Source organism: Aeromonas sp. S2(2024) (assembly GCF_041402505.1).
GTDB classification, from domain to species: domain Bacteria; phylum Pseudomonadota; class Gammaproteobacteria; order Enterobacterales; family Aeromonadaceae; genus Aeromonas; species Aeromonas media.
In genome coordinates this window covers 81,375-105,867 of sequence record NZ_JBGLRL010000008.1, presented here as the reverse complement: position 1 = coordinate 105,867, position 24,493 = coordinate 81,375, and the positions used below count along the sequence as shown (strand labels likewise).

At 62.8% G+C, this 24,493-nt stretch carries 21 protein-coding genes; 6 read left to right on the top strand and 15 right to left on the bottom strand.

The annotated features are described in order from the left end of the window. Positions 1-38 precede the first annotated feature (38 nt). Positions 39-839 carry a transporter substrate-binding domain-containing protein gene (locus tag ACB039_RS10585; RefSeq protein ID WP_171276417.1) on the bottom strand — a complete coding sequence of 267 codons (801 nt, stop codon included), beginning with the start codon at positions 837-839 and terminating at the stop codon, positions 39-41. A 480-nt stretch (positions 840-1,319) separates the two neighbouring features. On the opposite strand from ACB039_RS10585, the gene ACB039_RS10580 reads away from it, so the two are divergent. Next, entirely contained in the window at positions 1,320-2,447 is a 1,128-nt protein-coding gene (locus ACB039_RS10580) for a GGDEF domain-containing protein (RefSeq protein WP_371165618.1), read from the top strand. Between the two features lie 10 nt (positions 2,448-2,457). Here the strand turns inward: ACB039_RS10580 and ACB039_RS10575 are convergent, their stop codons facing one another. The 8 genes from ACB039_RS10575 to ACB039_RS10540 all read right to left on the bottom strand — a co-directional run bounded on the left by ACB039_RS10575 (position 2,458) and on the right by ACB039_RS10540 (position 11,094). Continuing rightward, on the bottom strand, positions 2,458-3,792 hold the full coding sequence (locus ACB039_RS10575) for an MFS transporter (protein WP_182788467.1): 1,335 nt from the start codon (positions 3,790-3,792) through the stop codon (positions 2,458-2,460). Between the two features lie 21 nt (positions 3,793-3,813). Then, positions 3,814-5,334, bottom strand: coding sequence for a signal transduction histidine-protein kinase/phosphatase UhpB (gene uhpB / locus ACB039_RS10570; RefSeq protein ID WP_371165617.1), 1,521 nt, complete (start codon positions 5,332-5,334; stop codon positions 3,814-3,816). Then, the gene (uhpA, locus tag ACB039_RS10565) at positions 5,331-5,921 is read right to left on the bottom strand and encodes a transcriptional regulator UhpA (protein WP_005329071.1); all 591 of its coding nucleotides are present in this window, start codon (positions 5,919-5,921) and stop codon (positions 5,331-5,333) included. Before uhpA ends, uhpB begins: the two co-directional genes overlap by 4 nt. A 216-nt stretch (positions 5,922-6,137) precedes the next feature. Beyond that, entirely contained in the window at positions 6,138-6,533 is a 396-nt protein-coding gene (rnk, locus tag ACB039_RS10560; RefSeq protein ID WP_041206035.1) for a nucleoside diphosphate kinase regulator, read from the bottom strand. 226 nt (positions 6,534-6,759) lie between these two features. Continuing rightward, positions 6,760-7,494 (bottom strand): ABC transporter substrate-binding protein, encoded by a 735-nt coding sequence (locus ACB039_RS10555; protein WP_193354199.1) that lies wholly within the window; start codon positions 7,492-7,494, stop codon positions 6,760-6,762. 83 nt (positions 7,495-7,577) lie between these two features. Continuing rightward, positions 7,578-8,261 carry a hypothetical protein gene (locus ACB039_RS10550; protein WP_371165616.1) on the bottom strand — a complete coding sequence of 228 codons (684 nt, stop codon included), beginning with the start codon at positions 8,259-8,261 and terminating at the stop codon, positions 7,578-7,580. A gap of 50 nt (positions 8,262-8,311) precedes the next feature. After that, on the bottom strand, positions 8,312-9,679 hold the full coding sequence (locus ACB039_RS10545; protein ID WP_371165615.1) for an alkaline phosphatase: 1,368 nt from the start codon (positions 9,677-9,679) through the stop codon (positions 8,312-8,314). A gap of 23 nt (positions 9,680-9,702) precedes the next feature. Continuing rightward, the gene (locus tag ACB039_RS10540; protein ID WP_371165614.1) at positions 9,703-11,094 is read right to left on the bottom strand and encodes an alkaline phosphatase; all 1,392 of its coding nucleotides are present in this window, start codon (positions 11,092-11,094) and stop codon (positions 9,703-9,705) included. A 326-nt stretch (positions 11,095-11,420) separates the two neighbouring features. Between ACB039_RS10540 and ylqF the strand changes: the two genes are divergently transcribed. Then, on the top strand, positions 11,421-12,371 hold the full coding sequence (ylqF, locus tag ACB039_RS10535; protein WP_371165613.1) for a ribosome biogenesis GTPase YlqF: 951 nt from the start codon (positions 11,421-11,423) through the stop codon (positions 12,369-12,371). A 240-nt stretch (positions 12,372-12,611) separates the two neighbouring features. Next, a complete protein-coding gene (locus ACB039_RS10530; protein WP_139751180.1) occupies positions 12,612-13,760 on the top strand; it encodes an MFS transporter in 1,149 nt (382 codons plus the stop codon). A gap of 172 nt (positions 13,761-13,932) precedes the next feature. Here the strand turns inward: ACB039_RS10530 and ACB039_RS10525 are convergent, their stop codons facing one another. From ACB039_RS10525 to dinG, 3 genes are all read right to left on the bottom strand, one after another. Next, entirely contained in the window at positions 13,933-14,829 is an 897-nt protein-coding gene (locus ACB039_RS10525) for a histone deacetylase (protein ID WP_371165612.1), read from the bottom strand. A gap of 73 nt (positions 14,830-14,902) precedes the next feature. After that, entirely contained in the window at positions 14,903-15,562 is a 660-nt protein-coding gene (locus ACB039_RS10520) for a DUF2057 family protein (RefSeq protein WP_371165611.1), read from the bottom strand. A 144-nt stretch (positions 15,563-15,706) separates the two neighbouring features. After that, entirely contained in the window at positions 15,707-17,779 is a 2,073-nt protein-coding gene (gene dinG / locus ACB039_RS10515; RefSeq protein ID WP_139751177.1) for an ATP-dependent DNA helicase DinG, read from the bottom strand. A 385-nt stretch (positions 17,780-18,164) separates the two neighbouring features. Here dinG and ACB039_RS10510 point away from each other — a divergent pair, with 385 nt between their 5' ends. The 3 genes from ACB039_RS10510 (at position 18,165) to ACB039_RS10500 (ending at position 21,682) form a co-directional block, all read left to right on the top strand. Then, entirely contained in the window at positions 18,165-19,202 is a 1,038-nt protein-coding gene (locus ACB039_RS10510) for a porin (protein WP_182788479.1), read from the top strand. A 202-nt stretch (positions 19,203-19,404) separates the two neighbouring features. Continuing rightward, positions 19,405-20,346 carry a hypothetical protein gene (locus ACB039_RS10505; protein WP_371165610.1) on the top strand — a complete coding sequence of 314 codons (942 nt, stop codon included), beginning with the start codon at positions 19,405-19,407 and terminating at the stop codon, positions 20,344-20,346. Positions 20,347-20,491: 145 nt separating this feature from the next. After that, positions 20,492-21,682 (top strand): amino acid aminotransferase, encoded by a 1,191-nt coding sequence (locus ACB039_RS10500; protein ID WP_371165609.1) that lies wholly within the window; start codon positions 20,492-20,494, stop codon positions 21,680-21,682. A gap of 160 nt (positions 21,683-21,842) precedes the next feature. Here ACB039_RS10500 and ACB039_RS10495 read toward each other — a convergent pair whose 3' ends face one another. The 3 genes from ACB039_RS10495 to ACB039_RS10485 all read right to left on the bottom strand — a co-directional run bounded on the left by ACB039_RS10495 (position 21,843) and on the right by ACB039_RS10485 (position 24,472). Then, positions 21,843-23,348, bottom strand: coding sequence for a helicase HerA-like domain-containing protein (locus ACB039_RS10495; RefSeq protein WP_371165608.1), 1,506 nt, complete (start codon positions 23,346-23,348; stop codon positions 21,843-21,845). Between the two features lie 117 nt (positions 23,349-23,465). Continuing rightward, positions 23,466-23,960 (bottom strand): DUF2062 domain-containing protein, encoded by a 495-nt coding sequence (locus tag ACB039_RS10490; protein WP_371165607.1) that lies wholly within the window; start codon positions 23,958-23,960, stop codon positions 23,466-23,468. Then, complete coding sequence (locus ACB039_RS10485; RefSeq protein ID WP_005331307.1) at positions 23,954-24,472, bottom strand: DUF2062 domain-containing protein; 519 nt, start codon at positions 24,470-24,472, stop codon at positions 23,954-23,956. Before ACB039_RS10485 ends, ACB039_RS10490 begins: the two co-directional genes overlap by 7 nt. Positions 24,473-24,493 lie beyond the last annotated feature (21 nt).

Here is a 24,493-nt window from a genome sequence, read left to right as displayed (position 1 = left end):
AGTCTGCGTGAAGGGGCGGCGAGCCGCCCCTTGAGAGGTTATTTGAGCTGGTTCAGCCAGGCGTTGGATTCGAACCACTTCTTGTAGAGACGGTCGTAGCTGCCGTCGCCCTTGATCTGGCGCAGGTAGTTGTTGAACCAGTTGAGGGTGTCCTGATCCCCCTTGCGGATCGCCCAGGCCAGCGGCTCGAAGGTGAACGGCTTGTCCAGGTGCACCACGGCACCGGTGTTCTGGGAGGCAAAGATGGCGTTGTAGGGCAGGTCGTAGACGAAGGCGTCGACCTTGCCGTTGATCACTTCCAGCTTGGCGTCGTCCTGGGTTTCAAACTGCAGCAGGGTGGCCTTGGGGATCATGCGCTTGACCGCCTGCTCGCCGGTGGTGCCGAGCTTGACCGCGATCTTGTACTTGGGATCGTTGAGGTCCTGGAAGGACTTGATCTCGCCCGCCTTGTCCTTGCGCAGGACAATGGTCTGGCCCACGACGATGTAGGGATCGGCGAAGTTGACGCGCAGGTTGCGCTGGGGGGTGACCGTCATGCCGCCCATGATGACGTCGAACTTGTCGGTCAGCAGTGCCGGGATGATGCCGTCCCAGGCGGTGTTGACGAACTCCACCTTCACGCCCATCTCTTTGGCGACCATCTTGGCGAGATCCACGTCGAAGCCGATGTACTGGCCCTGCTTGTTGGTCATTTCGAAGGGTTGATAGCCGGCGTCGAAGCCGACCCGCAGCACACCGCGCTCCAGCACGGCATCCAGAGTGGAACTAGGGGCAGAGCTGGGAGCGGCATTGGCGAGCCCGCACAGCAGCAGGGTAGAGAGAATGAGCTTTTTGATCATAAGTGACGTCTCTGTCGTAAGTGTGTTCGGCCTTGAACCTGCTCCCGTGCGACTCCGTGGCACAAGAGACTGCTGCATCCGGCAACAGGCAAGACAGGATTATTGTCTTGATTGAGGCAAAAGCCCCATATGGGATTCTATTCTTCGTGGGTTGAGTGAAAAATGTACCAAAATCCGATTGTGTCAGACGACTCAATAGGTTAGTGACGTTTTTTCCTCGTGGCACGGCTCATAAAACCACATGAAAACAACATATCTATCTAATGGCGCGGGTTCAAGTGCAAAAATAGTTGGCAGGCATTTTGCTGTATGACAAGCGGGAAATCTGGGGCCGAACGAACCTTAAGTGCATGACATCAGGCTGGATGACGGGGCGGCCAAGCAGAGACCCGGAAAATATTTTATTGCGCCAGAAGGCTCCCTCTGTGTCTTGTCATGGGCTTCCCATATACTCAGCCATCCCCATTGGAAGGTTCGGGAATGGACGCCTCAATTCTGCTCAATCTGGACATATTCACACTGATGTTCATGGCTCTCGGGGGCTACAGCCTGGGATTCATCACCCTCTCCATCATCTGGTCGACCCACAGGGAGATCCCGGGCCTCGGACTCTGGTGGTGGTCCAGCCTCTGTGCCCTGGCGGCCCAGTCGATGTTCTTCCTGCAGGCGTTCGCGCCGCACATGGCGGGGATCTGGCTGGCCAACCTGCTCATCACCCTCTGCATTGCCCTGATGCCACTGGCGCTGCAACGCTTCTTCGGCGAGTCGCCGAACTGGCGGGCATTCGCACTCTTCATGCTGATCTACCTGCTGTTCCTCTGCTGGAGCGTGCTGTTCAACGACCATATGGCCCCCAGGGTGTTGCTGGCCTGCCTGAGCTACATGGTGCTGGGGGCCGTGGTGGTGGTGCTCATCTGGCGTCATGGCTATCCGGCCTACCTGCCGGCGGTGCTGGTGTTTACCGTGGTCAACATTCTGCTCTATGGCTTCAACCTGGTGCGCATGGGCTCCCTGCTCAGCGGCGAGGCGCGGGTGCTGATGGACAAGCACGTGGTCAATGTACTGCCCTTTCTCTCCATGTTGATGGGCAACTACCTCTCCACCTTCGGGGTGTTGCTGCTCTGTACCCAGTACCGGGCACTGGCCCTGCGTCGGCAGGCCAGCCAGGATCCCCTGACGGGCCTGCTCAACCGGCGTGGCTTTATGGAGCGCTGTGTGACTGCACCCAAACAGGGGGCGCTGGTGGTGCTGGATCTCGATGACTTCAAGCAGATCAACGATCGTCACGGTCACGAGGTGGGGGACAGGGTACTGGCGGCAGTGGGTGCCTATCTGGCCGGTCAGGGGGATCTGGTGGCCAGTCGCTTCGGCGGCGAGGAGTTCGTGCTGCTGCTGCCCGAGGGGGATGCCCTGGCCCAGCAGGCCCGCTGCGAGCAGATCCGCCAGGGGATAGCGACGCTGCCCCTGGACGGCATCCAGGTCACCGCCAGCCTGGGGCTGGTGCCCTATGCCCGGGGCTGGCATCTCGATACCCTGTTCGGTCAGGCGGATCGCGCCCTCTATCGGGCCAAGCGCAGCGGCAAGAACCGGGTCTGCCTGCCGGCCTGAGCTGTTGTGATCAGCCCGGCTCGGTGACGAGGGCTCGCGGTGCCTGGGCTTTGAGGAAGGGGAGCAGCAGCAGGGCCGAGACCCCGGCCGCCACCGAGATGACCACGAAGAAGCCGTTCCAGTGCCAGATCTCCATCACCTTGGCGAGCGGATAGCCCGACAGCGCCGCCCCCATGTAGGCAAACAGTCCGACAAAGCCGGTGGCCGCCCCAGCCGCGTTTTTGTGAGAGCACTCCGCCGCCGCCATGCCGATCAGCATCTGGGGGCCAAACACGAAGAAGCCGATGGTGAAGAAGCAGGCCGCCTGCATCACGTAGCTGAAGAAGGGCATCAGCCACAGCGATCCCACCGCCAGCAGGATCCCCACCGCAAAGATAAGGTTCATGGGCCCGCGGTTGCCGTTGAACAGCTTGTCCGATCCCCAGCCCGCCACTAGGGCCCCGATAAAGCCCCCCACCTCGAACATGGAGATGGCCGAGTTGGCGCTCATCAGATTGAAGCCGCGCTGCTCGGTCATATAGAGATTGCCCCAGTCATTGATGGCGGTGCGCACCACATAAACCAGCACGTAACAGCAGGCCAGCAGCCAGATATAGGGGTTGCCCAGCACATATTTGCGCAGGATCTGGCGGTGGGAGAGCCCCGCATCTTGGGTCTGCTGGGCCAGCTCCATGGCATCATTGCGCCACACTCCCACCGTGGGCAGTCCCATGGCGGCCGGGGTATCCCGCAGCCGCCAGCAGAGGAACAACCCCGCGACGATGGCGATAACCCCTGGCACTATCATGCCGTAGCGCCAGCCATGCTGCAGGGCAATGGTGCTGACGATGAGGGGGATGAGTGCCCCGCCGACGTTGTGGGCGGTGTTCCAGGCCGACCACCAGACCCCGCGCTCGGTACGCGAATACCAGCTGGTGAGCAGCTTGGAGCAGGGGGGCCAACCCCAGCCCTGAAAGAAGGCGTTGGCGACCCAGAGGGCGGCAAACATCCAGAGTGCCGACGAGAGGCCGAACAGTATATTGATGACGCCGGTCGCCATCAGGCCAATCCCCATGAAGTAGCGTGGGTTGGCGCGGTCGCTGATGATGCCGGAGAAGAACTTGGAACAGCCGTAGGTGATGTAGAACAGGGTCCAGAGCATGCCGATGTCGGATTTGTCCAGCATGCCGCTCGCCAGCATGTCCGGCATGGCGAAGTTGAAGCTCTTGCGGGTGAAGTAGAAGACCGCGTAGCCCAGATACATGGTCAGCAGCAGGTGCAGCCGCCAGTGACGATAGGTGGCGTCGATCTCGGCCTGATCACGAATGAGTGGCTGAGGTGGCGCGCTTCTCATAAAACTCAGCACAGGCTGGCCCTCTGGTGGTGATCAGTCATGACTCTCCTCCCGTCTGCGACTGGGCAGGTTGACCGTCAGCTGGGTGCCGTGGATGCAGGAGAGTTGCAGACTGCCCCCGAGCGCCTGCACCCGCTCGCGAATGCCGAGCAGGCCATAGCCCTGCTGCGGGCGACTCTGTGGCAGGCCGCGGCCATCATCTTCCAGCACCAGTTGCAACTGCTCGCCGCTGGCCCGGGCGCGGATGGTGACCGAGTGGGCGTTGGCATGTTTGACCACGTTGTTGAGCCCCTCCTGACAGACCCGAAACAGGGTGACCCGCTGGGCATCGGAGAGATCCCCATCCGCCAGCTGCCACTCCAGCCGGGTAACGATGCCGCGGCGCTCCAGCTCCAGCTCCCGCAGTAGGCTGCGTACCGCCTGCTCCAGGGTCATGTCGTCGAGCTGGCGCGGGCGTAGCCGCCCGAGCAGGCCGCGCACCGCGTCGTAGATCCCGAGCGACAGGGTGTCGATCAGGGCGCTGCTCTGGCCCACCCCGGCATTGTCGGGGGCGAGCCGGCGCACGATCCCGGCCTGGGTACGAATGGCGGTGATGGTCTGGCCGATATCGTCGTGCAGCTCGCGCGCCACCTCCTTGCGGATGCTCTCCTCGGTTTCCAGCAGCCGCTCGGTGAGCTGGCGATTGTGGGCGAGCTGGCGGGTCAGCGCCTGATTGAGCTCGCGCTGGCGCTGGATCCCGGCGCCGAGCAGCAGGCCGGTGAGGCTCTGGGCCAGCAGGGAGAGCAGCAGGTCGAGGGGATGATCATGCCAGGCCTGGCTCGCCAACAGGGCTATGGTGTTCATCAGGGTGGCGAGCAGCGCCCCCTGCCAGCCGTAGCGCCACGCCATGGCGATGATGGGGATGGCGAGACAAAACGGCGTGAAGCGCACCAGCGAGTTGGGCAACCCCAGTTGCAGCCAGAGGCTCAATACGAACAGCAGCAGGTACCAGACCAGATGGCGAAAACGCCAGTCCACCGGTTGATCCACCAGCGCAGGCCCCAGCGGCACCCAGGTGGCGCGGGTGAGGTAGTGCCAGATCAGCATGCAGGTGGAGGTGAGGGTGAGACCGCCGGTCAGGCTGAGCAGCAGTGCCGAGAGGCCATCCTCCCCCGCCAGATGCCAGAGCAGGGCTTGCAACAGCGCCGCCGCCGTGACGGTGGCGAGCAGCAGCAACAACTGTTGCCAGTCGTTGCGTACCTGCTGGTGACGGGCAATGAACAGCGGCAACAGGGTGAGCAGGCTGCCGGCGACCAGCCATGGCCAGTGGGGCAGCCCCACCTCCAGATTGAGCCAGTAGAGCAACAGCCCTTCGCACAATAATAGCGGCGGCCAGTAGTGGCCGGGACTTTGCAGCAGCAGCCCGAGGCGCAGGCCAAAGGGGAACAGCAGCACCGCCAGCGCCGGGCCACCCGCCAGATGCAGGCTGATGCTCCAGAGGCAAAACCAGCCGGCTGCAAAGATGAAGCTGACCGCCAGCGCGATGGCGACATAGCTGGCAAAACGGGAGATCACCAGCTGTCCAGCATGCGGTGGGCCAGCTCGACGTTGTTGCTGACCTTGAGCTTGTCCATCAGGTTGGCGCGGTGCACATGCACCGTCTTGGGGGAGAGACCGAGCTGCTCGGCGATGCTCTTCACCTCCAGCCCCTGGGCCAGCAACTGGGCAATCTCCCGCTCCCGATTGGTGAGGGGATCCCGGCTGCTGTTGGCCAGCTTCTGGGCGATATCCGGGGTCAGGTAGCAGCCCCCCTGGGCGGCGGTACGCACGGCAGCGATCAGCTCATCCGGGCTGCAACGCTTGGAGAGAAATCCCTTGGCACCGGTCTGCAGCGCCTGCTCGATGAGGGCCGGGCTGTCGTGGACCGAGAGCATCACTACCGCGAGGCCGGATGGGAGCTGCTTGAGGAGCTCCAGCCCCGATTGGTCGGGCATCGAGATATCACAGACGCAGACCCGGGCCCCGCTGCCGGGCAACCCGGCTAGGGCGTCGGCGGCGGAGCCAAATTCGGCGACCACCCGCAGATCGGGTTCGAGATTGAGCAACTGGGCAAAGCCGGAGCGGACGATCTGGTGATCGTCGATGAGGGCAATCTTTATCATGATGTCAGCCTGAAATCTGCGGCCAGGGCGCTGGCGCGGCCAACAAGATACTCCCGCTCGCCACTTGGCTCAAGGGGGAGGAGAACGTCTGAACAGGATGAGGCGGCGATGCACGGCCTGTCTGGGCATGGGGCGCGGGCGGCAATACACGGGCTGCAATAAAAGGAAGGGTACGCTCTGCTCGTCTCGGTGGCGGGCAGAGCGTCCCCGGCCCGGTCAGCGGTGCAGCTCGCCCGCGCGCTCCGGCTGATAGACCACTTCCAGGATCTCCACCTGTATGGTGCGCCCGGCCGGGCCCGGCCAGGCGATGCTGTCACCCACCTTCAATCCCAGCAGGGCGCTGCCGACCGGCGCCAGCACGGAGATCTTCGACTCGTCCCCCTGCACGTCCTTCGGGTAGACCAGGGTCAGGCAGAAGTCGTTGCCGCTGTTCTGCATCTTGAAGCGCACCGTGCTGTTCATGGTCACCACGTCCGGCGGCATGTCGGCCGGGTCGCGGATCTCGGCGCGGTCCAGCTCCTCCTGCAGGGCCAGGTGTTGCGGGTGGTTGCCGAGCAGTTGCTCGATGCGATCCAGATCCAGGCTGGAGATGACGAGATGAGGCTGTTGCATTGGGTATTCCTTATCAATGGCTGACAGGACCAGGATGACGGGCAAGCTGGTCGAAAAAGGGTTCGGATTGTGAGAATAGATCGCAAACGCGATGCCCCCGAGCGACTCGCGGTCAGGGGCGAGGGCGGGGGCTCAACGGGGTGTGAGCAGGCTGGAAAAAATCATGAGCGCTTTCATGGGGATACCATAACCATTCTGAATGGCTTTGGCAAATGCCCGGCCGGTGTCAGGGCGCCTGATAATCGTACTGCTTGAGGATGCGTGCCAGGCTGCCATCCTCGCGCATTCCCTCAATCGCCTTGCGCCAGCGCAGCGCCTCTGCCGCAGGAAACAGCGGGCTGGCGGCCAGATAGAGGGCGCTCTGTTGCAAAGTGTCGCCGCGCACCAGATCCGCCAGGGGCAAGCCAGCCCGCTGCTGGTTGTAGCGGGCGGTATTCCAGGCCACCGCCCAGCCCTGGATGCGACCCCTCGCCAGCTTGCTGGCGTTGCTGACCTCCTCGGTGACCAGCTCCCGGGTCACTTCCTCCAGAGGCTGGATCAGGCTCTGACCATGAGAGCCGCGCAAGGCCCCCAGGGTCAGGCCGGCCACCTCCTTGACGGAGAGGGGGGCCGGGTGGTGCTGGCGGTGGCTGACCAGTACGAAGGCCTCCTCCAGCAGGGGGGCAATCCAGAGGAACAGAGGCTCGCGCTGGGCATTTCTGGCCGGCGGCAGCAATAGCACATCCGGTCGGTGGCGGGTCTGACTGAGGGCACGAGCCAGCGGCATCAGCTCGATCTCCAGCGGCTCCTGAAGGCGGCGGGCCGCCTCCTCCAGCACCTCGATGGCCATGCCGCTCGGGGCCCCCTGCTGGGAGCGGATGACATAAGGGGGAACGTCTGCGGCCAGGACCACCACGGCGTGGGCGCCGGGGCCCGGGAAGAGAAGGGCGCAGCAGAATAAAAGCAGTAGGGGAAGACGCATAGAAGGCCGGGTCAGGGATGAGTACACAGAGTGTAACATCCCGTTACCCCAAGTCAGCCAACCCATTGGGGGAAGAGGATGGGTCAGTCGAAGAAGTCGCGCAGATCCAGGGTCTGGTAGCCGCCCAGCTGCTGCCAGGGCAACTGCCTTGGCAGGGGTTTGAGGGTCACCTCCATCCGGTAGCTGCGGTAGCCGTCGAGGCTCGCCGACTCCACCACCAGCGGCAACTGCCAGCGGCTCGACCAGAGGATGCGGGTGCGCTGCTTGCCCTCGCGCTTTTCGTACCAGCGGGCCTGCTCGGGTGCCTGCTCATCGAGCGGGGTCATCTCCTGCAGCAGGGCCGGGTTGACGAGGTAGCGGATCCGCTCCCAATCCGGTTTGAAGGCCACCTGGCCATACTCTTCCGGCGGCACCTCCACCAGCTGGTTGTGCCAGGCGTCGGCGTAGCGCAGTTGCAGGTCGCCCCCGTCATCCAGGGTGACCCAGCGCGCCGCCATCTGGTGGGTAAAGTGCTTGTGGCCGGGCGTGGCGTCGTGAGTGGCGTGGTAGGCTCGGGCAAGGGGCAGAGGGATGAGCCGCTGGCTCCACACCTGGTTGCCCACTCGCAGCCACTTCTCCTGCCAGACGCTCTCCCGGGCTATGCCATCGCTGCCGGTGATCCTGTCCTGATAGCGGATGCGGGCGGCCAGATCGGGTGCCTCATCGGCCAGCAGGGGAAAGGAGAGGGTACAGCCAAGGAGCCATATCGAAAGTAACAATCGCATCATGGGTGATCGCTCGTCAGGAGAGGGCCCGGCGTGACACCGGGCCCTGTGCCTTACAGACCGAGCGCCTCCTTGAGCTTGCCGAACACCAGGGTGTTGTCGAGGGTGCCCTTGAAGCGGCCGCTGCCAGCGCCATCCGCGAACAGCATCACATCGCCGCCGCCGTGGGTCTCGGAGCCGAGCTTGACCCCGGTCTCCTGCAGGTAGTCGTCCGCCATCACCTGGTCGCTGGTGAGGGTGGGGCGCACGTCAGCTCGGTTCGGACCGTTGCCGAACACTAGCGTGGTGAAGGGCTTGCCATCCACGTCGTTCTGGGTCGAGCCGTCGCCATTTTTCACCAGATCCAGCACAGGGTTGCCCTTGGCGGCGTAGCCGTTGATGGTCATGGTGTGATCGTGGTCGGCGGTGACCACGATCAGGGTATCTGCAAGATCCACCTTGCCCAGCGCCGTCTTGACCGCCTCGTCCAGTGCCACCGCATCGGTGAGGGAACGCTTGGCGTTGGTGGCGTGCAGGGCGTGGTCGATGCGGCCTCCCTCCACCATCAGGAAGTAGCCCTGGCTGTTCTGGCTGAGCAGATCGATCGCCTTGGCGGTCATCTCGGAGAGGGACGGCTGGGTATTGGCCGCCCCCTTGGCGACGCGGTCCAGTTCGTAGTCGAGGTGGGACTTGGCGCTGAACAGACCCAGCACCTTGCCGCTCTCTATCTTGGCGAGATCGCTCTGGGTGGTGACGTACTGATAGCCCTGGGCACCGAGCTCGGCAGTGAGATCCCGGCCATCGGCTCTGCCCCTCTTGTTGCTGGCGCTGTAGGGGGTCCAGTGATTGGCACCACCCCCCATCAGCACGTCCACCCCGTCCCCGAGCGCGGCGTTGAAGCCGGCCCCGCCCGGCACCGCCTGCTCGGCGATGGCGTAGGCGGCATCCCGGTGACAGATGTGTGCGTACGTAGCCGCCGGGGTGGCATGGGTCAGCTCGGTGGTGGTGACGGCCCCGACCGATTTGCCCGCCGCCTTGGCGAGCTCGAGTATGGTCGGCACCGGGGTGCCGTTGTCGCCGGTGCAGTTGTTGATGCCCTTGTTGCCGTTGGCATCCTTGGACGGTGCCACGGCCTTGGTGTCGCTGCTCATGGCGATCACCTCGTTGTTCATCTTGACGCCGGTGGTGTAGGCCGCCATGGAGGGGGCCGAATCCGTGGTCTGGGCGTCGTGGGAGAAGGTCTTGATGCGGGCGCTGCGTGGCAGCGACATGATCTCGAGGTTGCCTTCTTCTCCCACCTTGTAGAGGCGGGTGGCGGTGAGCACGCTGGGGCCCATGCCGTCGCCGATAAAGAGGATGACGTTCTTGGCGTCGCTGGCCTGGGCCTGGGACAGGCCGCCGAGGGTGGCGAACAGGGCGGTGCACACCAGGGTTTTGTTCATGATTTTTCTCACGGGAATGATCCTCACAGCTTGGCCGCAGCCTTGACCTTGCCGAACACGGCGGTGTTATCGAGTGAACCGTGGAAGCTGTCAGCTCCCTGGCCTATGGCGCCGAGGAAGACGTCGGTGCCGCCGTGGGTCTCGTTGCCGATCTCGCCCACCTTGACCACCACCTCCTGGTGATAGTCGTCGGCCGAGACGGTGGCATCGTCGAGCGGCGCCACGCTGCTGCGCGGGCCATCCACCCGGTTGTAGCCGTTGCCAAAGCCGATGATGGTGTAGGGCATGCCGTCGCTGTCCTTGCTCGGCTCGCCGGTCTCGTAGTTCTTCACCAGCCCGAGCACCCCGGGGTTGCCGGCCGTGGTCTTGCCGGTGCGCTTGGCGTACCCGTTGAGTACCAGGGTGTGGTCATGGTCGGCGGTGACCACGATCAGGGTGTTTTTCAGCTCGGGGTCGGTTTTCTTCACCTCGTCCAGGGTGGCCTTGATGGCGTCGTCGAAGGCGAGGGTATCCTGCAGGGCGCGCTTGGCGTTGGTGTCGTGCAGGGCGTGATCGATGCGACCCCCTTCCACCATCAGGAAGTAGCCCTTCTCTTTATCCTTGAGCTGCTTGATCGCGGCCAGGGTCATCTGGGCCAGCGACGGCTCGCTGGCAGGCCGGTCCAGGTCATATTTCATGTGGCTCGAACCAAACAGCCCCAGCAGCGGCTTGCCCGCCTCGGCCTGGTTCAGCTCGTCCAGGGTGCTGGCAAACTGGTAGCCCTTGGCCTGCATCTCGTCGATGAGGTTGCGGCCGTCCTCCCGCTTGCCCTTGTCGGCCTTGGGCAAGAAGAAGCTGCTGCCGCCGCCGAGCACCACGTCCAGCCCCTCTTTCAGGGCGCCGTTGTAACCAGCACCGCCCGGCACCAGCTGGGCGGCGATGTCATTTTCCAGATCCCGGTTGCAGATGTGGGCATAGGTGGCGGCCGGGGTGGCGTGGGTCACCCGGGTACTGGTGACCACGCCGGTGCCGCGGCCGTCGGCCTTGGCCAGCTCCAGCAGGGTGGTGACCGGCTTGCCGGCGCTCTTGCTGCAGTCGCTCTCATAGGTGGCGTCGCTGTCCATGCTGATGACGCCGTTGTTGCTCTTGACCCCGGTCATGTAGGCCGCCATGGAGGGGGCCGAGTCGGTGACCTGGGCGTCGTGGGAGAAGGTCTTGATGAAGGCCGTCTCCGGCAGGGTGTCGATGGTGAGGCTGCCCTCTTCCCCGACGCCGTAGATGCGGGCGGCGGTCAGGGTGTTGAGGCCCATGCCGTCGCCGAGGAAGAAGATGACGTTTTTGGCGCTGGGCTCTGGGGTGCTGCTGTCATTGTTGGAGTTGCAGCCGGCGACCAGGGTGGCGCCTATCATCACTGCAAGTCCTGCCATGTTTCTCATTGGGGTTCGCTCCTTGTAAAACCTGAGCGCAGCCTAGAGGGGGCAGATGACACTTTTAGTGAGTCTGGATGACAATACGGTGAAGGTGACAGATAAATGTTATGTTGTATCAATGAGTTATTGATTGCTGTTCGGGCCTCTGCCGTCGCCGGCCGTGGTGGCACCAGTGTTGTTGCCATGCACGCCCGTGGCCACAATGGCCTGTCAAATCGGGGCCGCAGCAGGTAAAATGCGCCCCCTTGCGATGAGTGCCAGCGGTTTGGCGCATCACCAGGCGCCCGCAGCCCCCAGCGGGAGCCCGCATCCCCAATGAGAGAGTAACGGATATGTCCATCAACTGGTTCCCCGGCCACATGCACAAGGCCCGCAAAGAAATTGCCGAGGTCATGCCCCAGGTCGATGTCATCATCGAGATGCTCGATGCCCGCATCCCCTTCTCCAGCGAGAACCCCCTGGTGCCCGAGCTGCGTGGGGATACTCCCGTCATCAAGGTGCTGAACAAGGCGGATCTCGCCGATCCGGCGATCACCGAGCTGTGGGTGGCGCACATGGAACAAGGGAAGGGGATCAAGGCGTTGCCCCTGACCCAGCAGGAGCCGGAGAAGATCAAGGCGCTGCTGACCCTGTGCCACGAGATGCTGCCGGAGCGCAACTTCGACCTACGCGGGGTGCGGGCCATGATCATGGGCATCCCCAACGTGGGCAAGTCCACCCTGATCAACACCCTGGCGGGGCGCATCATCGCCCGGACCGGCAACGAGGCGGGGGTGACCAAGTCCCAGCAGCGGATCAAGCTGGACAACAACGTCATCCTGACCGATACCCCGGGCTTCCTCTGGCCCAAGCTCAACCCGCCCTCCTGTGGCTACCGGCTGGCCATCACAGCGGCCATCAAGGACACGGTGTTTGACTACGCCGACATCGCCATGTTCGCCGCCGATTACTTCATCAAGGCCTACCCGGAGCGCATCAAGGCGCGCTACCAGCTGAGCGAGCTGCCGGAAACCGAGATCGAGCTGCTGGAGCTCATCGCCCGCCAGCGCGGTTTCATGCGCAAGGGCGGCCTGGCGGATCTGCACAAGGCCTCCGAGATCCTGGTCAACGAGTTCCGCTCAGGCATGCTGGGGCGCATCTCCCTGGAGACCCCGGAGATGGTGAGCGCCGAGATCGTGCTGGCGGCCGAGGAGGCGGAGCAGAAGGCCAAGGAGAAGGCCGAGCGAGAAGAGGAGCGCCAGGCGCGGGCCCGTCGCAAGTACGCCAGAAAGCGTCAGAAATAGCGTCTATTGTGCTGGTAGAAAGAGGAGGCGACCCCGGGGTCGCCTCTTCGTTTTTCAATGGACAGGGTATCGGCCTAAATGGCGGAGCGCCTTGGCCGCCAGCGGGCACCTCGCGGCTCAGATCCAGGCTGTAGAGTCTGCGCGCAGAAAAACACCACCGCCACGGCTCAGCGCCGATTGACAATGGCTTTGGCAGTGGCATGATGCGCTCGCATTTTGACTCTCCCCACGGTTTTATCCATGACCACATACTCCCGGCCAGTGCTGTTATTGCTCTGTGGCCTGCTGCTGTTGACCCTGGCCATCGCGGTGTTGAATACCCTGGTGCCGCTCTGGCTCGCCCATGACCAGCTTCCGACCTGGCAGGTGGGCATGGTCGGCTCCGCCTATTTTTGCGGCAACCTGCTGGGGACCCTGCTGGCGGGGGCGCTGATCAAACGCGCCGGGTTCAACCGCAGCTACTACCTGGCATCCCTGATCTTTGCCGCAGGCTGTGTGGGCTTAGGAGTCACCCTGGGGTTCTGGAGCTGGCTCACCTGGCGCTTCATCGCCGGCATCGGCTGCGCCATGATCTGGGTGGTGGTGGAGAGTGCGCTGATGTGCAGCGGCAACGCGCGCAACCGGGGGCGTCTGCTCGCCGCCTACATGATGGTCTATTACCTGGGGACTGTGCTCGGGCAACTGCTGGTCAGCACGCTGCCGACCGCGCTGATGGATGTGCTGCCCTGGGTGACTGGCCTGGTACTGGCCGCTATCCTGCCGCTCTTGTTCACCCGCATTGTCAGCGAGCAGGGGGAGCCGCAGGGGGCAACCCGGGTGTGGCCCATGCTGCGCCTGCGTCAGGCGCGCCTTGGGGTCAATGGCTGCATCATCTCCGGCATCGTGTTGGGGTCGCTCTATGGCCTGATGCCGCTCTACCTGAACCATCAGGGGGTGAGTGATGCCGGTATCGGTTACTGGATGGCGGTGATGGTGAGCGCCGGCATCCTGGGGCAGTGGCCCGCCGGCCGTCTGGCAGACAGGTTCGGTCGTTTGCCGGTACTGCGGATGCAGGTGCTGGTGGTCATCCTGGGCGCCTTGGCGATGCTCGGCAACCTGGCGATGGGACCGGCGCTCTTCATCCTGGGCGCCGCCGGTTTTACCCTCTATCCGGTGGCCATGGCCTGGGCCTGCGAGAGGGTCGAGCAGCATCAGCTGGTGGCGATGAATCAGGCGCTGCTGCTGAGCTACACCATAGGCAGCCTGCTGGGCCCTGCCTATACCGCGCTCTTGATGCAGCACTACTCGGATAACCTGCTGTTTATCATGATCGCCAGCGTGTCCTTCATCTATCTGCTGATGTTGCTGCGCCCCATGAGTGAGCATCCGACGCCGGTGGCCCATGCCTGATGGCTGTGTCTGATGGGAAGGGACGCCGAGCGCCAGGCATGACGCTGTCCTGTCTCTGGTGACAGGCACTGCAAAACGCAGCTGTGCCCTATAGCAGCTGTGCCCTATATAAGAAGAGGCGGCCCCGGGGCCGCCTTGTTGTTATCAGGGGCTGGCGAGGGGAAAAGGGGCGCTAGCCATAGCGTTTTTTCGCCTCTTCGAACAGGGAGAGGTGCAGCGGGATCAACTGCCGCCAGTCGCGCCGATAACCGCCTCCCGGTACGGCGGCGATGGGCAGACCGTTGCTTATCGCACAGTCAAACACCATGGCGTCCCGCTGACGCACCCCGGCGTCGCTCAGGGAGAGGTAGCCGAGCTCGTCGGCCTGGTGCACGTCGACCCCGGCCTGGTAGAGGATGAGATCGGGGCGGTAGAGGCGCAGCGCCAGATTCAGCGCCTGGCTCAGGGTCTCGAGGTAGGCGTCGTCCTGCATGCCGCTTGGCAGGGCGAAGTCCAGATGGGAGGCGGGTTTGTGGTGGGGGAAGTTGTGCTCGCCATGCAGGGAGAGGGTGATGATGTCCCGGCTCCCCGTGCACAGGGCGGCGCTGCCATCTCCTTGGTGGACATCGAGATCCACGATGAGCACCTGCTCGCAGCGCCCCTCGTCGAGGCAGGCCCGGGCCGCTATCACCAGATCGTTGAACAGGCAGAAGCCGCTGCCAAAGTCCCTGTGAGCGTGATGGTAGCCGCCGGAGATCTGCAGGCCGCAGCCCTGCTCGAGGGCGTGACGGCTGGCGGCGACGGTGGTCCCGACCGAGCGCAGGGTGCGTTCAATCAGCATGGGTGACCAGGGAAAACCGAGCCTGCGGATGGCGCCGTCATCCAGGGTGCCGGCAAGGGCCGCTTCCACATAGCCGGCGTCGTGCACTCTTTTTATCTGCTCAGGCGTGGCGGGCGCGGCCTCTGCCAGCGGATAACCTAGACTGCCCAGGTGCTCAAACAGCGCCTGGTACTTGGCCAGGGGAAAGCGGTGGCGCTCGGGCAGCGTCAGGGAGGAGTAATAGGGGTGGTAGAAGATGCGCAGGGACATGGCAATAGGCCCGAACTGATATGAAAAAGGGGAGCCAGGCTCCCCTCTATGCATAAAGCGACGCGCTGCGCCCTTATTGCTGCTGGATCACCCAGATCTGGAAGGCTTTGCGGGTCTCCGCATCGGCCTTGTTGTACCAGCTCTGCAGCTGGGTCAGGGCTTCCGGATTGCTCTGAGCCTTGCTCGGCGCCACTTCGACCGGCGCGCTGGCGGCGGCCATCACGGCAGCACTGGAGACGGCAACGGTGGCTGGCTGGTTGAAGGCCTTGCCCATCTTCAGCAGCTCCTGCTGATAGTCACGGGTCAGCTGGAAGCCACCCACTTTTGGCATGATGAACTGTTCGCTGGCCAGGGCCTGACCGCTGACCTTGTCCTTGAGCACGACTTTCTGCTGTTTCACGAATTGCTGGGCTTCAGATTCGTTACGGGGCTTCTTGAAATCCAGCACCAGCTTCTGGTTGTCACCAGCGGTGAAGTTGATCACCAGGGGCTCGGCGGTCACCAGCTTGATCTCGCTGCGGCTGGAGTAGTTGCCTTCGAAGGCTACCACCACCTGGTGCTTGCCGGCACTGATGGGGAAGCTGCTGCTCTTGTCCAGCAGCTTGGGATTGATGGACTCGCCATCGATCAGCTGGACCACGTAGGGATTGCTTATTTCCAGTTGGCTATCAGCCAGGGCGCTACCTGCCCACAACAGACCAGCCAGGGCCGGCACCAGAACAGTCAGTTTCATTTCATCTCCTTGAACAGTCAGGCGATTGCCCACTGAAAAATAGGGGCTCATTTTTACAGGTTTGCCCCACAGCAGCAATAGCCGTTTATGGAGCCGCCCGGCAGTCAGCTTGCTGACGCATCTGTCAAATAAACCCGACATGCCTCATTCGATACGCCGGGTGAAAGGGGGCAGCGCATCGAGCAAGCCCTTGCCGTAGCGCTTGGTGAGTAGGCGCCGATCGAGAATGGTTACCCGGCCCCGATCGGCTTCCTTGCGGATCAGACGACCACAGGCCTGGATCAGTTTGCGGGACGCCTCCGGTACCGTCAGTTGCAAGAAGGGGTTGCCGCCGCGTTTTTCGACCCACTCGGCGGTCGCTTCTTCCACCGGGGAGTTCGGCACCGCGAAGGGCAGCTTGGTGATCACCAGGTTGGTGAGGTAGTGACCGGGGAGGTCCAGCCCTTCCGAGAAGCTGCCGGTACCAAACAATATGCTGGCCTGACCGCCGTCGCACTTCTGTTTGTGCAGGGTGAGCAGAGCGTTGCGCGACGCTTCCCCCTGTACCAGCAGGGAGAGGCCCTTGGCCCGCAGCCCCACTGCCACCTCGTTCATCTGGCGGTAGGAGGAGAAGAGCACCAGGCTCGCCTCCTTGCCCGCCAGCAGACGGGGCAGGGTATCGACCAGCTCCTGGGTAAAGCCGGGAGCGCTCGGTTCATGGGTCATTTTTGGCAGATAAAGCTCGGCCTTGTGGTACTCGAAAGGAGAGCGCAGGCGCAGATAACGGGTGCCGTCATGCTCTTTGAGCCCCACCTGGTGGCGGAAATAGCTGAAGGAGGAGAGAGCGGTGAGGGTGGCCGAGACCAGCACGGCGCCCAGACAGCGGGACCAGAGCCACTCTTCCAGCAGATAACCCACCTCGATGGGGGAGGCGTGCAGCCAGATGTCCCCATCCTCACTCCTGGCCATCCAACGGGCCAGCGGTGTCTTGCCCGACGGCACATGACGGCTCAGCATCTCCCACAGGGCGCAGAAACTCTCCAGCCGCTGCAGGTGAAAGCCGCTCTCCGCCAGCAGGGGCTCGGCCTCCTTGCGACGGATTTCGCCGTCTTTGAGTGCCTCGCCGATGGCGCCCTGCATCCTGTCCAGCGCCCGCAGCGCCTTCTTGCTCGCCTCCTTCAAGTTTTCGGCCAGCATGGGCAGGGGATCGGGCAGGACCCCCTCGGCAAATCTGTGGTGCTGCTCGCTGCCAAACAGGTGATCGTTGCCGGCGAGCCACTGCTCCAGCGCCTTGAGATCCGGCTGCAGGGAGGCCAGGGCATCCTGCAGCTTGAGCTGGGGGTCGATCAAGCTCTCTTTGTTCAGCGCCCTGGCCAGCTTGCCGGCGCTCTGCACCAGTTTTTCCAGCCAGCGGCGGGACCCCTTGATGCTGGCCGAGGCGGCACCGTGATCCCGGGCTATGGTCGGCAGGTGATGAGCCTCATCCAGCACATAGATACACTCATCCGGCGGCGGCAATATGATACCGCCGCCCATGGTGAGGTCGGAGAGCAGCAGGGCATGGTTGACCACCAGCACGTCGGCAGCGTCCATGTCGTTGCGGGCACGGTGGAAGGGGCAGTGCTGATGGTGGCTGAGCGCCTTGTTGCAGCTGTGGCGATCGGCGGCGATGCGATCCCAACACAGATCCGGAATGGGCTTGGGCCAGTTGTCCCTGTCCCCGTCCCACTTCCCCTCGGTGTAGGCCTGCCACAGCGCCTGATAGCGTTCCTTGTCAGAATCTGACGGCTTGTGCTTGCTCAAACTACCGAAGTCGAGTTCGAAATTGGCCATCTCGGCGCCGCTTGCCGCTTGTTCAAGCAGATGTTCACAGCAGTAACGCTGACGCCCCTTGACCAGCATGAAGCGAAACGGCAGCTCGCTGTGGCGATGATAGAACGGCAGATCCTTGTGGATCAGCTGTTCCTGCAGGGCGACGGTGGCCGTGGAGATCACCAGTTTCTTCTGGGTGAGCCGTGCCACAGGGATGGCGCCCTGGGCGTAGGAGAGGGATTTGCCGATACCGGTGCCCGCCTCGGCCACCAGGATGCGGCGACTCTTCTCATACTCACCGGTGAGCGTCTTGGCGATTTCGGCCACCAGAAAATTCTGCTCCTTGCGCGGCACAAAACCGGGTAAACCATCGGCAATCTGTCGATAGGTATTGCGAATGGTGGCTTTGAGGCGAGTCGATAGCATGAATGGGGCGTGGCCGTGTCTGGGATGAATGGCCACAGGATACCCGCAACAGGCGCCCTGGGTCGAGGCAAGGCGAGGCAGGGGTTAGGGGTCAGGTTCCGCACTTATGTTATGGGGTGAGCGGCACGTGCAATAAACCACCAAAAAAGGGCGATTCAGGCAGCGAGTATCGCTGTAAACGTTTTCCCTAGGAGGGCAAACAATATGGGATTCAGCTCACAATTTTTTCCCTATGACTATGGTTTTCTCAAAAAGTTCCAAGTTTTTTCGTTGCGGATCGTAAAACCCGGTGATAGTCTCGGCGGCATAGTGATGCAAAGAACATCGCTAACACAGGGAATAACAAGGACTTAGTGTTTAATTACAGTAGGCATTGGAAACAACTATGAAAAAGACAATTCTGGCTATCGCTATCCCGGCTCTGTTCGCATCTGCCGCTAACGCCGCAGTCGTTTATGACAAAGACGGCACTTCCTTTGATATCTACGGCCGTGTACAAGCCAACATGTACGGCGAGCACGACGACACCGACGCAGAACTGGTTGGTTCCTCCCGTCTGGGCTGGTCCGGTAAAGTTGCACTGAACAACACCTGGTCCGGTATCGCCAAGACCGAATGGCAAGTTTCTGCTGAGAACTCCGCCAACAAGTTTGACTCCCGTCACATCTACGTCGGTTTCGACGGTACCCAGTACGGCAAGATCATCTTCGGCCAGACCGACACCGCGTTCTACGACGTGCTGGAGCCGACCGATATCTTCAACGAATGGGGTGACGTAGGTAACTTCTATGACGGTCGTCAAGAAGGCCAGATCATCTACTCCAACACCTTCGGTGGCTTCAAGGGCAAACTGTCCTATCAGACCAACGATGACAAAGCCGTCAAGGTTACTGACATCGGTCAAGGCATCAAAGAAGACGCCATCTATGGTCCGAACGCCAAGCGCAACTACGGCTACGCCGCTGCTGCCGGTTATGACTTCGACTTCGGTCTGGGCCTGAATGCCGGTTACGCTTACTCCGACCTGGAAAGCACCGCTTCCAGCGCTTCTGGCGACAAGAAAGAGTGGGCCCTGGGCGCACACTACGCCATCAACGGTTTCTACTTCGCTGGTATGTACACCCAGGGTGACCTGAGCTACGACAACACCACCCAAGGTAGCAACAAGGACAAGGGCCGTGGCTACGAGCTGGCTGCCTCCTACAACGTAGACGCCTGGACCTTCCTGGCTGGCTACAACTTTGCCGAAGGCAAGGTGCTGTCCAACTCTTCCGGTTCTTCCTACGAAGACATCGTTGACGAAACCCTGCTGGGTGTTCAGTACAACTTCACTTCCAAGTTCAAGGCATACACTGAGTACAAGATTCAGGGTATCAATGACAAGGACGACGAGTTCACTGTTGCCCTGCAATACAACTTCTAATCCAGTCTTAGTACGGATTTAGTTGATAAACGGCCAAGCTTGCTTGGCCGTTTTGTTTTATCTGTCTTTCACCTTCCTCATTCCCCGCCGTTTGGCCCTGCGCCAGGTCACGTTGTCTCTTTTCCGCCCTTGGCTCCCCCCTCGTAAATCGCTAGATTATTCAATTCGTTGAAAGATGGTCTGCCGACAGGGAAGGATGCGTGTGATCGATTTCAGTCACCCCGAGTGGCGGGCGTTGGCGCAGCAGTTGCTGGGCCACTCGCCTGTGGTGATCCGTGGCCGCCAGTGGCAACCGCTGATGGGTCTGCTCAAGGATAACCAGCTGCTGCTCGCCCATGGCAGCAATAGCTATGAGCTCACACCGGCCGGACGGCGCTATCTCACCCGTGAGTTGATGCTGGCCGAGATCGCCACCGCTCCCCCCGAGCCCGAGGAGTGGCTTCATGCTCAGGGTTGGCAGTTGGGGGAGCAGGTTAACGAGCGGGTGCTGGCGGCGCTCTATCGCAAGTCAGATGTGAACTTCACCCCCAACGAGCAGATCGACTTTGAGGACAAGGGCATTCGGCTCTGTGCCGATCAGCTGTTGCGCCTGCGCTCCGCCCAGCCATTCAGCCTCTTTTTTAGCAGCGGTACCCTGATCGACGCGGCGCCCTGGCTGCAGGCCCTCGGTGAAGTGGCCCTGCCTGAGCGTACCCTTGCGGATCTTGGCAAGATCCTGTGGGGGGAGGGGAATATCGAGCGGGTGATCACCACCGACAGCGTCGGCGCCTTTGCCGAGCTTCTTCTTGAGTCAGGCTGCTTGCTGGTGTGGGCACCCCCATCGGCCTCCCTAGCCCTGCAGCAGGTGGTGGCCGCTTTGCCGCCCAATGTGCTGTGGAGCCATCTCACCGCTCTCGACCCTGCCGGGGTGGATCGGGTGCAGGCGCTGGCCCAGCGGCTGGGGCGCCCGGCAAGCTGGTGGCTGCCCCGGGATCTGGCTCCCATCAAGGAGGCCTATGCCGCCCCTCTGCAGGACGCGCGTCCCTGGGAGCCGAGCCGGATCCCCCGTCCATTGCGGGTGTGGTGCAGCGATCTGGTGGAGTCCAACCGCGGCTTGTCGGCCGAGGTGTGTGCCCTGGCATCGGGCTGGCATGCCATCGGCTGACGGGGCCGCCATCCCCGTTGAGAAAGCGGTTTTCCCCTATGGAAGGCAGTGGTATAAAGAGTTGACGGAGCGCTCGCCAAAGGGGCGCTTTTGTTTGCCAATCTACTTTGCCAGCCAACGAACTCAACGGAATACAGGGAATACCATGTTTGAAAAGGTTGTTGCCGCCCCAGCGGATCCGATCCTGGGCCTGACCGAAGCCTTCCGTGCCGACTCTCGCAGCCACAAGATCAATCTGGGGGTCGGGATCTACAAGGATGAGACCGGTGCCACTCCTATCCTTCATTGCGTCAAGAAAGCCGAGCAGAAGCTGCTCACCGACGAGAAGACCAAGAACTACCTCGGTATTGAAGGCAATATCGAATATGGCCGCATAGTACAGCAACTGCTGTTCGGGCAGGACTCCGCCCTGGTCGCCAGCGGCCGCGCCAAGACAGCCCAGGCACCGGGTGGTACCGGTGCCCTGCGCATCGCCGCCGAGTTCGTGGTGCGCAACGGTCTGGCCAAGACCATCTGGATCTCCGATCCCACCTGGGCCAACCACGTCAGCGTGTTCCAGGCCGCCGGCCTCACCGTCAAGTGGTACAAGTACTACGATGCGGCGACCAAGGGTCTCGACTTTGCCGCCATGCAGGCCTCGCTCTGCGAAGCGCAGGCCGGCGATCTGGTGCTGCTGCACGGCTGCTGCCACAACCCGACCGGCATTGACCCCACAGCTGATCAGTGGCGCGCCCTGGCCAAACAGAGCGCCGCCGCCGGCTGGCTGCCGCTGTTTGACTTCGCCTATCAGGGTTTTGCCCGTGGTATAGAGGAAGATGCCGAAGGGTTGCGCATCTTCGCCGAGTGCCATGACGAGCTGCTGGTGGCGAGTTCCTTCTCCAAGAACTTCGGCCTCTACAACGAGCGGGTCGGTGCCTTCACCCTGGTCAGCGCGACCAAGGCGATTGCCGATGTGGCCTTCACCCAGGTCAAGACCGTCATCCGAGCCAACTACTCCAACCCGCCGTCACACGGCGCCGCCGTGGTGACTACCATCGTCAGCGATCCGGCCCTCTATGCCGAGTGGGTGGAAGAGGTGGCGGCAATGCGGGTGCGTATTCGCGAGATGCGCGAACTGCTGGTAGAGAAGTTGGCTGCCCTCGGTGTGAGCCAGGACTTCAGCTTCATCCGCGAGCAGAACGGCATGTTCTCCTTCTCCGGTCTCTCCAAGGATCAGGTGGAGCGTCTCAAGAGCGAGTTTGCCATCTATATCGTCGGCTCCGGCCGGATCAGCGTGGCCGGTATTACCCGAGCCAACATAGATCCCCTGTGCGATGCCATCGCCAAGGTGCTGTAAGGACAGTGAGGGTTGCGGGAGTGCGATCTCCCGAGTGATGCCATTGTCGAGGCGTTGTAAGAGAGAAGAAGGGATCATCCGCGTCAATTGCATTGCTCCCGCTCGATAAAAAGCCCGCCAGGTGTCCTCTGGCGGGCTTTTTCATGCCTGTTTTCCGGCATCATCGGCGCCGTTTGCTGCCCCCGAGCAGAGAGCCGAGCACCCCCCGTACCAACTGACGACCCACCTCGTTGCCCAGGGTGCGGGCCACGCTCTTGGCGGCGGTCTGCACCACGCCGTCATGCTGGCCACCGCGCGGGCCTGTGCGCCTGAACAGGATGCCGTTGAGGGCATCGAGCAATCCGCCACCCTGCTCCGACGGGGTCTGGGGGACATCAGCTGAGGCGGTTGGTGCCCCGCCATTGAGGCGCTCGAAGGCGGATTCACGATCCTCGCGAGTCTCGTATCTGCCGTGGAGCACTGACCCCTGGATCAGGACCTGCCGCTCGGCGTCGTTCAGGGGACCTATGCGACTGGCGGGCGGGGCGATGAAGGCGCGCTCCACCACGCAGGGGCGCCCCTTCTCATCGAGCAGGGAGACCAGGGCCTCGCCCACCCCGAGCTCGGTGATGACGCCGGCCGCGTCGAAGGCCGGGTTGGCGCGCAGGGTGTTGGCGGCGATGCGCACCGCCTTCTGATCGCTCGGGGTAAAGGCGCGCAGGGCATGCTGCACCCGGTTGCCGAGCTGCCCCAGCACGCTGTCGGGAATGTCGGCCGGGCTCTGGGTCACGAAGTAGACGCCGACCCCTTTCGAGCGGATGAGGCGCACCACCAGTTCAATTTTTTCCAGCAGCGCCTTGGGGGCGTCGTTGAACAAGAGATGTGCCTCATCGAAGAAGAACACCAACACGGGTTTATCGGGATCCCCCACCTCGGGCAGTTGCTCGAACAGCTCGGAGAGCAGCCAGAGCAGGAAGCAGGCATAGAGCCGGCTGGACTGGGTGAGCTTGCCGGCCGCCAGCACATTGATGTGGCCGTGGCCGGCCCCGTCGGTCTGCAGCAGATCCTGAATGTCCAGCATGGGCTCGCCGAAGAAGTGGTCCCCTCCCGCGCTCTCCAGGGTGAGCAGGTTGCGCAGGATGGCGCCGATGGAGGCGGTGGACACATTGCCATAGCGAGTGGTGAGGGATTTGGCGTTGACTCCGGCAAACTGCACCATGGCGCGCAAATCTTTCAGATCGAGCAGCAGCAGGCCCTCGTCGTCTGCCACCTTGAACACCAGCTCCAGCACCCCGCTCTGGGTGTCGTTGAGGCCGAGCAGACGGGCCAGCAGCAGAGGCCCCATATCGGAGATGGTGGCTCGCACCGGGTGCCCCTGCTCGGCGAAGAGATCCCAGAACAGGGTGGGGCTGGCGGCGAAGGCGGGAGTCGGAATGCCGAGCTGGGCCAGCCGGGCATCCAGCTTGGTCGACGGGGTGCCGGCGGCGCCAAGGCCACTGAGATCCCCCTTCACATCCGCCAGAAAGACCGGCACCCCGAGGCGGGAGAACCCCTCTGCCAGCACCTGCAGGGTGACTGTCTTGCCGGTCCCGGTGGCGCCTGTGATGAGGCCGTGGCGGTTGGCCATGGCGGGCAGCAGGGCGATGGGTTGGCCATTGGCATAGGCCAGCGTCAGTGGTTGGGCCATGGTGAACTCCTTGTCTTGGCAGGCAGCGGCAAGCTGAGGGCTATAAGGAGTGTGGTGGCAGAGCCAAACGATGGCAAGGCGGGGTGAATGGCGCCCTGTGGCGAGCCAGGATGCCGCTCAGCGGGCGCGGCTCAGCCTGGCCAGCTGCAGCGTCAACAGGGTGAGCAGGGCCCCGGTGGCGGCGGTCAGCACCGCCAGCAACAGACTGCCGAGCAGGAAGGGGGGCACCAGGGTTGCCGCCTCGTGCTCCAGCCAGTGCAATGACCAGGTGAGGTGAAACGGCTCAGGGGGCTGGTGCAGCACCAGGCAGCCGGTGCGATAGGCCCAGAGGTACATGAAGGGCAGCGTCAGCGGGTTGTTGAACCAGACCGCCAGCAGGGCCAGCGGCAGGTTGAGGCCAAATGCCAGCGCCAGTCCGACCGCCACCAGGGAGTGCATGGGCACGGGGATCCAGCTGGCGAAGAGGCCGGCCGCCACGGCGCCGCTGAGTGCCCGGGTGCCGCCCTGCCAGAGGGCGGGGGTAAGCAGGCGCTCACCAAACAGGGCGAACCACTTCTGCTGGCGCAGGGTGTCGGGGTTTATCTTGATACGGACCAGCCAGCGGCTCAGCATGCCCGCGCCCCCTTGCGCTTCTGCCACTGGCGCACAGTATTGATGCGCCAGAAGGTGCGGATGAGGGTGTAACCCAGCAGCGAACTCAAGAGCGCGAGCACCAGAGATCCCAGCAGCAGCGGCGGGGCCAGGGTTTCAAATACCGAGACCAGCCATGCCCAGGTGAACTGGATATCGATGTGCTGGGCGGGGTGGCCGAGCAACTGGCAGCCCACCAGATAGGCGCCATAGAACAGCGGCGGCATGGTGACTGGGTTGGAGAGCCAGACCAGGGCGACCGAGAGGGGCAGATTGACCCTAAAGAGGATGGCGCCACCGGCCGCCAGCAGCATCTGGCAGGGGAGGGGGATCCAGGCCATGAAGAGGCCGACCGCGAAGGCACCGGCGGCGGAGCGGCGGTTGAGGTGCCAGAGGTTGGCATCGAGCAGCAGCTTGCCGAACAGCCGCAAGTGCTTGTGTTCCTTGAGCTTGTCCTGATCGGGCAGCCAGCGTTTTATGAGTCGTTTGGGCATGTTTGAAACCTTGCTAAATAC